This window comes from Bacillus sp. 275 (assembly GCF_001999205.1).
GTDB lineage: Bacteria > Bacillota > Bacilli > Bacillales > Bacillaceae > Bacillus > Bacillus velezensis.
This window is the reverse complement of sequence record NZ_CP019626.1, coordinates 1,010,193-1,022,873: the sequence shown is the minus strand read 5'-3', so window position 1 is coordinate 1,022,873 and position 12,681 is coordinate 1,010,193. Positions and strand designations below refer to the sequence as shown.

12 protein-coding genes and 1 pseudogene are annotated in these 12,681 nt (G+C 47.0%); 8 read left to right on the top strand and 5 right to left on the bottom strand.

The features are described from left to right. Nucleotides 1-44: 44 nt before the first annotated feature. Together BZ167_RS04595 and BZ167_RS04590 are read left to right on the top strand one after the other, a co-directional pair. On the top strand, nt 45-1,178 hold the full coding sequence (locus tag BZ167_RS04595; protein ID WP_033574472.1) for a DUF445 domain-containing protein: 1,134 nt from the start codon (nt 45-47) through the stop codon (nt 1,176-1,178). Nucleotides 1,179-1,263: 85 nt separating this feature from the next. Next, on the top strand, nt 1,264-1,614 hold the full coding sequence (locus BZ167_RS04590; protein WP_007409239.1) for a YlbF/YmcA family competence regulator: 351 nt from the start codon (nt 1,264-1,266) through the stop codon (nt 1,612-1,614). Between the two features lie 38 nt (nt 1,615-1,652). Here BZ167_RS04590 and BZ167_RS04585 read toward each other — a convergent pair. After that, a pseudogene (locus tag BZ167_RS04585) lies at nt 1,653-2,792 on the bottom strand (hypothetical protein). A 383-nt stretch (nt 2,793-3,175) separates the two neighbouring features. Between BZ167_RS04585 and BZ167_RS04580 the strand changes: the two are divergent. The 3 genes from BZ167_RS04580 to BZ167_RS04570 all read left to right on the top strand — a co-directional run bounded on the left by BZ167_RS04580 (nt 3,176) and on the right by BZ167_RS04570 (nt 7,048). Next, entirely contained in the window at nt 3,176-4,042 is an 867-nt protein-coding gene (locus BZ167_RS04580) for a Cof-type HAD-IIB family hydrolase (RefSeq protein WP_031378450.1), read from the top strand. A 112-nt stretch (nt 4,043-4,154) separates the two neighbouring features. Further along, nucleotides 4,155-5,657, top strand: a complete 1,503-nt coding sequence (locus tag BZ167_RS04575; RefSeq protein WP_033574473.1) for a coproporphyrinogen III oxidase — start codon at nt 4,155-4,157, stop codon at nt 5,655-5,657. 101 nt (nt 5,658-5,758) lie between these two features. Continuing rightward, nucleotides 5,759-7,048, top strand: coding sequence for a lysine N(6)-hydroxylase/L-ornithine N(5)-oxygenase family protein (locus BZ167_RS04570; protein WP_033574474.1), 1,290 nt, complete (start codon nt 5,759-5,761; stop codon nt 7,046-7,048). Nucleotides 7,049-7,074: 26 nt separating this feature from the next. On the opposite strand, the gene BZ167_RS04565 is transcribed toward BZ167_RS04570, so the two are convergent. From BZ167_RS04565 to BZ167_RS04555, 3 genes are read right to left on the bottom strand one after another with little or no spacing between them, the layout of a single operon-like run. Further along, nucleotides 7,075-8,289, bottom strand: a complete 1,215-nt coding sequence (locus tag BZ167_RS04565; RefSeq protein WP_003155266.1) for a cation:proton antiporter — start codon at nt 8,287-8,289, stop codon at nt 7,075-7,077. A gap of 7 nt (nt 8,290-8,296) precedes the next feature. After that, nucleotides 8,297-8,794, bottom strand: coding sequence for a cation:proton antiporter regulatory subunit (locus tag BZ167_RS04560; protein ID WP_033574475.1), 498 nt, complete (start codon nt 8,792-8,794; stop codon nt 8,297-8,299). 27 nt (nt 8,795-8,821) lie between these two features. Then, entirely contained in the window at nt 8,822-9,175 is a 354-nt protein-coding gene (locus BZ167_RS04555) for a hypothetical protein (RefSeq protein ID WP_033574476.1), read from the bottom strand. Between the two features lie 183 nt (nt 9,176-9,358). Between BZ167_RS04555 and BZ167_RS04550 the strand changes: the two genes are divergently transcribed. Next, nucleotides 9,359-10,126 carry an enoyl-CoA hydratase gene (locus BZ167_RS04550; RefSeq protein ID WP_033574477.1) on the top strand — a complete coding sequence of 256 codons (768 nt, stop codon included), beginning with the start codon at nt 9,359-9,361 and terminating at the stop codon, nt 10,124-10,126. Between the two features lie 24 nt (nt 10,127-10,150). Here the strand turns inward: BZ167_RS04550 and BZ167_RS04545 are convergent, their stop codons facing one another. Next, entirely contained in the window at nt 10,151-10,336 is a 186-nt protein-coding gene (locus tag BZ167_RS04545; RefSeq protein WP_033574478.1) for a YhzD family protein, read from the bottom strand. A gap of 105 nt (nt 10,337-10,441) precedes the next feature. On the opposite strand from BZ167_RS04545, the gene BZ167_RS04540 reads away from it, so the two are divergent. Continuing rightward, on the top strand, nt 10,442-11,338 hold the full coding sequence (locus BZ167_RS04540; RefSeq protein ID WP_007409231.1) for an ABC transporter ATP-binding protein: 897 nt from the start codon (nt 10,442-10,444) through the stop codon (nt 11,336-11,338). Beyond that, nucleotides 11,331-12,590 (top strand): ABC transporter permease, encoded by a 1,260-nt coding sequence (locus tag BZ167_RS04535; RefSeq protein ID WP_031378454.1) that lies wholly within the window; start codon nt 11,331-11,333, stop codon nt 12,588-12,590. Before BZ167_RS04540 ends, BZ167_RS04535 begins: the two co-directional genes overlap by 8 nt. Nucleotides 12,591-12,681 lie beyond the last annotated feature (91 nt).

Genomic DNA, 12,681 nt, shown 5'->3' with positions numbered 1-12,681 from the left:
ATCATCAAGAAAATAGAACATAAGATGGAGGCAGAAGAAAAGGAATGGGCATAGCAGGAACGTTTCTATTTATGATTGTGATCGGAGCCGCGATCGGCGCGGTGACGAATCATCTTGCCATTCAGATGTTATTTCGTCCGTACCGGCCGTATTACCTGTTCGGAAAACGGGTTCCGTTTACGCCGGGGCTGATCCCGAAAAGACGGGATGAATTGGCAAAACAAATGGGGCTCATGGTGACGAACCACCTTTTAACCCCGGAAGGAATAAAAAAGCGGCTTTTATCAGATACCGTTAAAAACCAGGCGCTTCTTTTCGCCGAACAATTCACGCAAAAAATGGCCGCTTCCGAGATGACGGTGCACGAAGCTTTGGCCGCCGCGGGCATCCGGAATCCGCAGGAAAAGACGGATGCCTGGATTGACCGTTTTACCGATGAAAAGCTTTCGGACCTGTACCGGAAATATGAGCACCGCGCCATAAAAGACTGGCTTCCTGATGAGCTGCAGGAAAAGCTGGATGAAAAAATCCCGCTGGCCGCAGATTATATCCTGAAGCGGAGCATTGATTATTTTGAGAGCGAAGAAGGGAAAGACAGGCTCGGAAATATGATTGACGACTTTTTGAATTCCCGGGGGATGCTCGGCGGCATGGTGCAGATGTTCCTCGGCAATTCAAGCTTGGCAGACCGTGTGCTGCCTGAGCTGTTAAAGTTTTTGCGCAATGAGGAAACGAAAAAGCTTCTGGCTGATCTGCTTTCTCAAGAATGGGGCAAGCTCAAATCTTATACACTTTATGAGGCCGATGAAAAGTGGAATGCGAAAGATCTGCTGTTCAGCATGAAAAAGCGGGCTTTGGCCGCACTTCAAACCGCGCCCTTTTTCGAATGCCGGATCGGTGACATCATCTCCCGTTATGAAGGGGAGATTACGGGGACGTACGCGCCGAAGCTGCTTGATGCGGCACTCGGCAGTATTGCCGCTCATTTGGAGGATGTGCTGAAACGGCTGCGTCTTGAGGAAGTGGTCAAAGAGCAGGTTGATCAGTTTCCCGTTGAACGGCTGGAAGAAATGGTGCTGTCGATTTCCAAGAGAGAATTTAAGATGATAACGTATTTAGGCGGTCTGCTCGGCGGGATAATCGGAGCAATTCAGGCTTTGTTTGTCATTCTTTTCTAAGGAAAACATACGCCGATGATGAAAGTCGCTCCGCAGTCTGTTATAGTGGAGTGGTATGTCCGAAAGGAAGAAAGGAGCGGTTACTATGGCAGTTCATTTTTATGATGCAGCATATGATCTTGAAAAAGCTTTGCGAAACAGTGATGAATACAGCCGTCTGAGAGGGCTTTATGATCAAGTAAACGCAGATGAATCCGCAAAACGCATGTTTGATAACTTCCGCAATGTACAGCTTCAGCTGCAGCAGAAACAGATGTCAGGTGAAGAAATCACTCAGGAAGAGGTAGAGCAGGCACAAAAAACCGTTGCTCTCGTACAGCAGCATGAATTGATTTCTCAGCTGATGGAAGCGGAACAGCGCATGAGCATGCTGATCGGCGAGTTAAACAAAATCATTATGAAACCTCTTGAAGAGCTTTACGGCAGCCCGCAATAAGCTTCACACCCCTCCATCTATGAAATGGAGGGGTTTTTTTATTCAACAGAAAAATCAAGAGAACCTTTTACTGTTCCGTTAATGATGACAGACAGAGTGTGAATTCCCCGATAATGCTTGCGGGTGGTTAAGTCTTTAAGGGAATGGTGTTTGCTGAAGGCTTTTACGTCTCCGTTATCCATGGCGGACTCCGACATCTTAAACACCTTGCGGCTGCGGTGCCCCCTTTTCTTTACAAAATCAATCGCGTATTCAACCCTGACTTTTTGCCGGGCGGATGAGCGGATCTGAAAAGAAAAATGTATGCTTGTTCCGATGGCGGCCGTTTCCGGATTCAGTGTAAAACGTTCCAATGAAATCCGGGAGGCGTCTTCAAACCCGAAAATCGCAAGCGCCTGTTTGTCTCCTCTTTTTAACAGTGTCCTGCAGGCGTGCTTCAAAATCCAATCCGTGTGCGGACAGCTTCCGAACCGCTCGGCTGCGATCTGTGCCAGAACATCCGGATGTGTTTTGGAGATGTCATTCAGGTTATTCGCCACGCTTTTTCTGACATATAACGAGTCATCCTGCATCAAGCGGTCCAGAACAGGGAGAATCGGAGAAGGATCTTCAAGAAGAGCCGGAATGGAGCTTCCCCACGGCAGTCGCGGTCTTGAGCCTTCGCTGGCAAGCCTTCAGACATGTTCGTCCGGATGCTCTGTCCAGGAAAGGAACTCTTTGAACATCCGCTCCCGGTCAAGCCTGATATACGGGCGGACCGCAAATTCGGAAGTGGAAAAACGAGTGAAAAACTGAAGCGCCTTCATTGATGCTTCCCAGTGATCCGTTCCGTACTGTTGGACATAATCGGGAAAAATAATCCCGGCGAGCCCTGTGAAATGGGGAGCTGTCTCATATAAGACGTCAAGGGCCCGTATGTAATCCTTCGGCAGTGTTTCATATAAAGAGTCTGTGATCCGTCGCATCCGCTGTTTTAACGTCAGTCCGGGCCAATCTTCCTGAAACATCAGCGCCCGGCACTTGTCCCGCTCAAAAGCCGGGTACGCCGATTTGATTCTGTTCAGAAGTGCTTCTGCAAATTCTTCGTTATAAATATCTTTTAATAGAGACATAACAGTCACCGCTTTTTTTCTCTTATTATATGCGAATATACGTTCCCTTTCAACTTTATCATACATTCAGCACAGATATTTCCCCTGATTTTTTTAGTTAAAAAAACCCTTGTTTTTTAACAATATTATTGAGATAATAACTCTGAAAGCGCCTACACTTACAGATGATCTAAGGATACGGTCGCCTATACTGCCTGGTATGTTAAGGGGTAGCAACAGAGAGTAAGTGAAACGAGCGCATCAACGGTCAAATAAGGGGTTCCTGATATATTTCGTAAATAGAAATGCACATTGGGGAGAAGGCAGCAAATCGATCGTATCCCAACAAAACGACAGTTCAAAGTCTGCTTGAGGCAGGCTTTTTTGCTGCGGAGAAAAGGTTGTTCTAAACAAAGAGACAGGGTCATATCCTAATGACAAGTACAGTCATCAAGGAGGGGGACTTCTCTGTGTCAAAACAAATGCTGGCGTTAAATATAGACGGAGCGCTTCTTCGCTCCAACGGCAAACTTCATCAGACGACAAAGGATGCCATCGAATACGTCAAGAAAAAAGGAATTTACGTCACACTGGTCACAAACCGCCATTTTCGCTCCGCTCAAAAAGTGGCGAAAATATTAAAGCTTGATGCAAAATTGATTACCCACAGCGGCGCATACATTTCTGAAAAAATAGATGAGCCGTTTTTTGAAAAGAAAATATCAGAAGATCACACGTTTAATATCGTTCAGGTGCTGGAAAGCTATCAATGCAATATCCGGCTTCTTCACGAAAAATATTCGATCGGAAACAAGAAGAAAGTGAACTCCAATCTGGTCGGGAAAACGATGATTCATCCGTCTGATCCGATTTTTTATCCGGTGCAGTTTGTCGAATCATTAAGTGACCTGCTCCTTGATGAGCCGGTTTCAGCGCCCGTCATTGAAGTGCATGCTGAAGATGGCCTGCAGGCTGATATAACGGATACGATAATGAAAGCATTCCCGGCCGTCGATGTGATCCGCGTCAACGGAGAAAAACTGAACATCGTGCCTAAAGGGGTTTCAAAAGAAAGCGGACTTTCGATGGTCGCCGCTGATCTCGGGCTTTCAATGGAAGAGGTTGTAGCTATCGGCCATCAGGAAGATGATCTGCCGATGATCGAGCTGGCCGGTCTCGGCGTCGCGATGGGGAATGCCTCAAATGAATTAAAAAGAAAAGCGGACTGGGTGACAAGGTCAAATGATGAACAGGGAGTCGCCTATATGATTAAGGAATATTTCCGCATGCAGCACCGCAAAGGCTTTCTCGATAAGTTCCATATGAAACGGCCGTAATCAAGAGCCGCAGACGCGAAACGCCGGTCTGCGGCTTTTTCGCGGATTGATTTTAGCCTGTTCTTTCTGTACACTAAAGAAAGTTTTGAATCTGAAAAATAAGGTGATCACATTGCAAATAAAAATAGACGGCATAACGGATGACAGGCTGCATCGTCCGCTGCAAAACATCGCGAATTTATTTTTTGAAGAGTGTGTTCTTGCGTACGGCGAAACGGAGGCATCCTCTGATCTCGTCATCTCACTTGCCATTTCTCAAGATGCAGACAGCGTGTCGGTATCCGGAGAAATCAAAGGAACCGGCGAAAAGGAACATCACACGAAACCGCTTCTTGCCGGATGGAGCGAAAAAGAAGTATTTAAACAGGTGAAAAACACGCTGTCATATGTCTACTTAAATCTTCTTCAATCACATACGGGCATGACACAAAAATGGGGAATCTTAACCGGCATCAGGCCTACTAAACTTCTTCATAAAAAGCTGCAGAGCGGCCTGACAAAAGAAGAGGCGCATGCCGATCTGAAAAAAGACTATCTGATCCATGATGAAAAAATCAATCTGATGCAGGAGATTGTCGACCGTCAGCTCGCTGCGGTTCCCGATCTGTACCGGGTCAAAGATGAAGTCAGCATATATATCGGCATCCCGTTCTGCCCGACAAAATGCGCCTACTGCACGTTTCCGGCTTATGCCATTCAAGGACAGGCGGGAAGAGTCGGCTCCTTTTTATGGGGGCTTCACTATGAAATGCAGAAAATCGGAGAATGGCTGAAGCGGCATGATATCAAAGTGACGACCATTTATTTCGGCGGCGGCACGCCGACAAGCATTACCGCTGAAGAAATGGATCTTTTATATGAAGAAATGGTCCGCTCTTTCCCGGATGTCGCAAATATCAGGGAGATTACCGTTGAAGCGGGCCGTCCCGACACGATTACGGAGGAAAAGCTGGCCGTTTTAAATAAGTATAAGATTGACAGAATCAGCATCAACCCGCAATCTTATGAAAACGAAACGCTAAAGGCAATCGGCAGACACCATACAGTTGAAGAAACCATCGAAAAATACCATCTTTCCCGCAAACACGGCATGAATAATATCAACATGGACCTGATCATCGGCCTGCCGGGAGAAGGGACGGCTGAGTTCAGGCACAGTCTTGAAGAAACGGAAAAGCTGATGCCTGAATCTTTGACCGTTCATACGCTTTCTTTTAAACGGGCGTCAGAAATGACGAGAAACAAGCATAAGTATAAAGTTGCCGACAGGCAGGAAGTATCCCGCATGATGGATGACGCCGTCCGCTGGACAAAAGAGCACGGCTATACGCCGTACTACTTGTACCGGCAGAAAAACATTCTCGGAAACCTAGAAAATGTCGGCTACTCCTTCCCGGGTCAGGAGAGCATCTACAACATTATGATTATGGAAGAAGTGCAGACGATTATCGGTATCGGCTGCGGCGCGGCAAGCAAATTCATTCATCCGGAAACCGGAAAAATCACGCACTTCGCCAATCCGAAAGACCCGAAATCATATAATGACCGATTCGAGCATTATACAGAAGAGAAAATCAAATACTTAGGTGAGATGTTCGTCAAATCTGCATTATAATATCAAAAACGGCACGGAATCAGCGTGCCGTTTTTTTATGTTTAACCGTCTGTAAAAACGGGAAAAGATCATCAGACTGTTATTCGCAAGAGGTGCATAATATGTATGATGTCATAGGAGCGGGAATCGGGCCGTTTAATTTAGGGCTTGCCGCATTGTTAGAGGATATACCCGGAACAGACGTTCTTTTTTTCGATAAAAAGAAAGAATTTGCGTGGCATCCCGGTCTTTTAATTAAAGGGACGGATTTACAGGTGGCGTTTCTGGCGGACCTGGTCACGCTCGCCGATCCGAAAAGCCGCTACACGTTTTTAAACTTTCTCCATGAACATGACCGGCTGTACCGGTTTTATACGTTTAATGAATTTGATATTCCGAGACGGGAATTTAACGACTATTTAAGCTGGGCGGCTTCAGAAATCAAATCATGCCGTTTCGGCTCAGAGGTAATCGGCGTGAAAAATGCCGGCGGACATTATGAAGTCAGCGTCAAAAACATTGAGGACGGAAGCATCAGTGTCTATCAGACGAAGCATTTCGTCATGGGGACGGGGTCTGAACCGCTTATTCCCGCAGAGATTGATGACGGAGCGCGTCAGGACACGATGGTCAGCACGGAATATTTGTTTCGGAAAGACGAGCTCGCCGGCGCCGAATCAATTACAGTGGTCGGCTCCGGACAGAGCGCCGCGGAGATCTTTTCTGACTTATTGCATGATGAACAATACCGCCGCAGCCGGCTGCAATGGGTGACACGCTCCGCCGGATTTCGAGAATTGGAAACCGCCAAGCTCGGGCAGGAAATGTTTACACCTGATTATGTGGAATATTTTAACCGCCTGCCTTTTAAAGAACGGCTGAACACACTCCCTGAGCTGGACGGACTGCGCCACGGCATTGATTCTGACACACTTGCCGCCATTTACGATGCCCTGTATCACAGATCGATCAGCGGAGGTTCGCCTGACGTGTATATTCAGCCGATGGCGGAGCTTGAAAAAATTGAAAAGCAAAACGGGGGCTGCGTACTGAGCTTTCATCAATGGCAGATGGATGAAACTTTTACGGCCGATTCAGAAAAAGTGATATTGGCGACCGGCTTTAAACCTCATATTCCGGAATGGTTTACGGCAATCGCCCCCGATATTGAATGGGAGGATGAGAAACGGTTTAAAGTGACGGCCGATTCCCGTCTTGTCTTTAAGGACGACAGGCGGCATCACTTTTTCACATTAACGAATCTTGATCATGCTCACGGAACGGGCGCTACGAATTTGAAGCTGTCTGTTTACAGAAACCAAAAAATCATCAATACCATTCTGGGAAAAGAGCATTTCTCCATTAATAAAAAAACGGCTTTTCAGCAATTTCTTCCCGCTCAAAAAAACTGACCTCTTATGAAGAGGTCAGCTTTTTTTTATGATTTCTGCGGCTTCTTTTCAGGCGTCTTCCATTTGAATACGCTGTTCAGCAGGAGATATATCCGCTTCGATTCTTTCGTGAGCAAAGGGCCGAAGATGGCCAGTATCAAAACATATAAGGCGGCGAAAGGTTTAAGTGAAGCGGACAGGCCGCCGGCGATGCCGAGATTTGCGACGATAATGGAGAATTCGCCGCGGGACACAATGGTCAGCCCGATATTGGACGATGCTTTATGAGAAAGCCCCGCCCGGCGCCCGGCGATCATGCCGGCGATAAAGTTTCCGGCAATCGTCAGCAGAACGGCGCCGAGGGCGAGCCATACCGCATCTCCGAGTGAAAACGGATCAATGCTGAGACCGAAGCTGAAGAAAAACATGGCCCCGAAAAAGTCACGGAACGGCACGACAAGATGCTCAATCCTGTCAGAATGGGCCGTCTCCGAAAACACGAGTCCGAGCAAGAGCGCGCCGATCGCTTCAGCGACATGAATCGTTTCGGAAAAGCCGGCAATGAAAAAGAGCGCGGCGAAAATGACGATGACAAATACCTCGTTTGAACGGATATCAAGCAGCTTGTTCAGCAGAGGCGGCAATTTTCGGGCGGCAATGAAAAACAGCAGCATATATCCGAAAGCGATCACGATTGACATCAGCGCGCCTCCGACAGACGTCGCGTCTCCCAGAACAAGCCCGGAAACGACGGATAGGTAAACCGCCAGAAAGATATCCTCAAACATAATGATGCCGAGAATCAGCTCCGTTTCCGGATTAGCCGTGCGCTTTAAGTCAACAAGCACCTTTGCGACAATGGCGCTTGATGATATCGTGATGACGCCCGCCAATACAAGCACTTCCAAAAAGGAAAAGCCCGTGATAAAGCCGTATATCAGCCCTAAACTGAAATTAATCAGAATATAGATCGTTCCGCCGGCGGCGATTGAACGTCCGGATTTGACTAATTTTCCGACCGAGAATTCAAGCCCGAGGTAAAAGAGGAGGAACAGGACGCCCATCCGTCCGAAAAATTCAATCACTTCCCGGCTTTCGATAAACGTCAGGTCAATGATGCCCGCTTGGGGTGCGTGCGGCCCGACAAGCATTCCTAAAATGATCAGGAAGGGGATGATCGAGAATTTAATTTTATTGGCGATGACACTCGCAATGGCTACAAGAACTAACGCCGTACCGACTTCAAATACGAGATGGTCCATAAACAGATCACACTCCGTCTCTGGAGAGGAAGTCTTGGATCAGCTTTTTCAGATGCTTTCTTTCACCTGAGAGGACGAGTGTATCGTTTGCTTCAAGGAGCGAATCAGCGCCCGGGTTTAAAAGCTTTTTCTGGTTATGCTTAATGATGGCGATGACCGTCACGTCATAGTTCTGCCGCACATCCAGTTCGCCGAGCGTCCGCCCTGCCGCTTTTGCCCCTTTTTCAACTTTAAACCATTCGATAATCAGATCGCTGAACGCCATTTCAATCGATTCAAGCGCCTGCGGTTTGTACACCATCCCGCCGATAATCGCGGCAATCTGTCTTGCTTCCGCATCATCAAGTGAAATGCTTGCCAGAAGCTCATCAGGGTCGCGGTCATCAAATCTGTAAATTTCCCGCCTGCCGTCATCATGAATGATGATCGTCATTTTTTCATGATTTCTCGTTTCGATTTCGAATTTTTTCCCGATGCCGGGCAGATCGTTTTCTTTAATATTCATAAAAAATCCCTCCGGAATATACTGTTTTTACATCGTAAATACAGATTGGCAATGAGAAATGGTCTGATGCCGGAGGTAATTTGACTGGTATTGTATCGGAATGGCGCATGTCCTTTCCATTGTGGAATCAATGAATTGATCAAGAGGTTTGACAGATAACAGGGAGATCATCCGGAATAACGCACCGTATCCTTTTGACAGGCCTTGCGGAGCGGTTTTGGTTTGAACCGGCGTCTTTGCCGACTCCGTTTCCTGCGGGTAAACCGAAATTTGTACATGGCTGTCTGTTTCTGTCACCAATTGGGAAGGAAGAGCGACATCCGAAGGGGGGAACAGCACCATAAAAAAGCTCAGTAACAAGCTGAGTATCACATATTTCATTATCGGTGTTTTCCCCCCTTTTGTTTTGTATATCAATTTCACTATATAAAAATGTATGTTCAGTTTCAAATGATATGCATTTTTCGGTATCTGTTGACCTTGAAAAATAAAGGAGTTTCGCTTCGGCGGAAGGAATATATCATTTGAACAAAATATGTAAGCGGATACAAGGAGGGTGTAAACATGCAGTATATTCGTTATGAAGAAAAGGGAAAGATCGCAGAGATTGTGCTGAACCGGCCTGACAGTTACAACGCGCTGAATGAACAAATGCTCCGGGAATTGGAAAATGCATGCGTTATGGCAGCCGACAGCGAAGCGCTTATCGTCCTCTTGCGGGGGGAAGGCAAGGGATTTTCCGCCGGCGGTGATATCCAGATGATGACGTCTGATCATGATTCGGGAGAATATGAACGGCTCATGAAAATGATTGAATCCATTACGCTGACGCTCTATGATATGAAAAAAATTGTGATAGCCGCCATCCACGGAGCCGCGGCGGGGCTCGGGCTGAGTTTCGCGCTGTGCGCCGATGTGGTGCTCGCTGAAGAAAACGCCCGCCTCGCGATGAATTTCATCGGCATCGGATTGGTTCCCGACGGTGGAGGCCATTATTTATTAATGAGACGCGTCGGTGAGATCGAAGCGAAAAAACTGATTTGGAGCGGTGAAAAATTGCCGGCTGAAAAAGCGGTGCGGCTCAAGCTTGCCGACGGGCTGTTCAGCGGCGGCCCTGCGGAGGGGGCACAACCGTATATCGACCGATTGCTGCATGCGCCGCTGTCAGCGATGATTGAAACGAAGGCTATTTATCAGAGCCTTCATATCAGCCGGTTAAAAGACGTTTTGTCTCTTGAACGAAAGGCCCAGGAAAATATGAGAAAAACGGATGATCATAAAGAGGGCATCCGCGCCTTTTTAGAAAAACGGACGCCTCAATTTAACCGGTAAAATACAGAAGCCGGAAAGCTTCTGTTATCTGTGGAATAAAATCAGCTTTCCGGCTTCATTTACCAAGCGGTGAGTACTGTTCTCAAGCTTTCTTTCCTTTAACAAAGCCTCTCCGGCGGCCTTCGCCTCCGCCTCATTATCTGCTTCGATCCGTTCATCCAGCATCGTTTCTCCCGACGCATGGAATGCGGTCAATACATATTGTCCCATCATGTCACCCCCTTTATAGAATGATATTCTGATAAAGAATTTAAAATCCTCCATTAATTTTTACCCATTATTAGTATATAATGGGTCAAGGAAGGAGTTGGATTCGTGCTTACAATTGAAAACGTAACGAAAACATTCGGCAGCTTTACCGCTGTTGACAATTTGAACCTGCAAATACCTGAAAGGGAAATGTTCGGGCTTCTCGGCGCAAACGGCGCGGGAAAAACGACGACCTTTCGGATGATTTTAGGTCTTTTAAGCCTGACTGACGGGCATATCACCTGGAAAGGGCAGCCGGTCAATTATTCCATCAGTGAAAAAATCGGCTATCTCCCGGAAGAGCGGGGGCTGTATCCGAAAGTGAAGGTGAGTGACCAGCTTGTCTATTTGGCGAGATTAAAAGGAATGGGCAAAAAAGAGGCGGAAAAAGAGCTCATGACATGGCTCGAGCGGTTCGGCATTACAGATTACAAGAATAAGAAAGTCGAAGAGCTGTCTAAAGGAAACCAGCAGAAAATCCAGTTCATTTCGGCCGTCCTGCATAAGCCTGAACTGCTGATTCTCGATGAACCTTTCAGCGGTCTTGATCCGGTGAATGTCGAGCTGCTGAAAGAAGCGGTTATTTCTTTGAAAAACAGCGGCGTTTCCATCGTTTTTTCAAGCCACCGAATGGAGCATGTGGAAGAACTTTGTGAGAATTTGTGCATTCTCCAGAAGGGAAAACCCGTCGTTCAAGGCAATCTGAAAGACATTAAGCGGTCTTTCGGCAAAAAAAATGTCACCGTTCATTCAGATGATGACCTCAGCTTTTTAAAAACGCATGAAGGTGTCGTGAAATGGAAGGAAACAAATGACGGGATCAGACTGCAGGTCGCGAATGAACCGGTTTCTCAGGATATTTTCCGGGCGCTGCAAGGGAAAGGTTTTATACGGAAGTTCGAATTGGAAGAGCCGTCACTGCATGATATTTTTATAGAAAAGGTGGGGGCCGTATATGAATAAATTTTGGATTATGCTGTTTCATACATATAAAAACAAAATCGCGACAAAGTCATTCATTATTTCGACCGCCATTACCGTTTTATTAGTATTAGCGGTGACCAACCTGCAATCGATTATATCCGTGTTTCAATCGGATGACGGCAAGCAGCAAATCGCGGTGATTGATGAAACGGGCGGGCTGTACCCGGCGTTTGCAAAACAGCTTAAAGCGGCGGATACAGACAATGATCTGCAGGCAATGGAGACGAAGGAGTCCGAAAAAGATGCCGTAAAGCGTGTCAAAGACGGTGAATGGGACGGACTGTTTATCATCAGACAAGATCAAAAAGGAACGATAACAGGAGCATACAAGGCGCTGACCATTTCCGATGAATCAGCGTATAAACTGCTCAAGCAGGCTTTAACCCAGACAAAAACCGCTGTCGAAACCGCCAAGCTCGGCATTTCGGCAGAAAAAGTCAGCAGCCTCTACACTCCGCCGGAAGTCAGCAAAAGCGCGCTGGAAAAAGGGGCGAAATCTGAGGAAGAGCTCGGTCAGGTAATGGGGCTTGTATACATCATGCTGTTTGTCATCTACTTCTCAGTTATCATGTACGCAAGCATGATTGCGATGGAAGTGGCGACGGAAAAATCGTCCCGCGTCATGGAAATTTTAATTTCAAGCATGCCGCCGATTCAGCAGATGTTTGCCAAACTGTTCGGTATCGCGCTCGTGGGGATCACACAGTTTGCGTTGCTGATTGCGGCGGGTTATCTCTCACTGAAGCTGAACCCTCAAAATGATGCGTCGTCGCCGATCAGTGCATTTCTCAATTTTACGGATGTTCCCGTCTCGACGATAGTCTATGCCGTCATTTTCTATTTGCTCGGCTATTTTCTTTACGCGACGCTTGCCGCGTTTCTCGGCAGTGTTGTCAGCCGGATAGAGGACGTACAGCAGACGATTCAGCCGATGGTTTTTTTAGTCGCGGCAGGTTTTTTTATCGCCATGTTCGGACTTGGCAATCCTGACGCGGGTTTTATTACCGTTACATCTTACATTCCGTTTTTCACGCCGATGATTATGTTTTTACGCGTCGGGATGCTCGATATCCCGTTTTGGCAGGCTGCGGCCGGAATCGCCCTGACACTGGTCACTATCGTGATCTTTGCGGCGGTCGGCGCGAAAATTTACAAAGGCGGCGTTTTGATTTACGGAAACGCCAGCGGATTCAAAGCGATCAAACAAGCGCTGCGCATCTCCAAAAAATAAGTGAAACAGCCCGGAACAGCCGGGCTGTTTTTTTATTTTGCAGAACGTGCATTCGTATAAAAACGGTGCTAAAATAAGGGTAATTCAATCT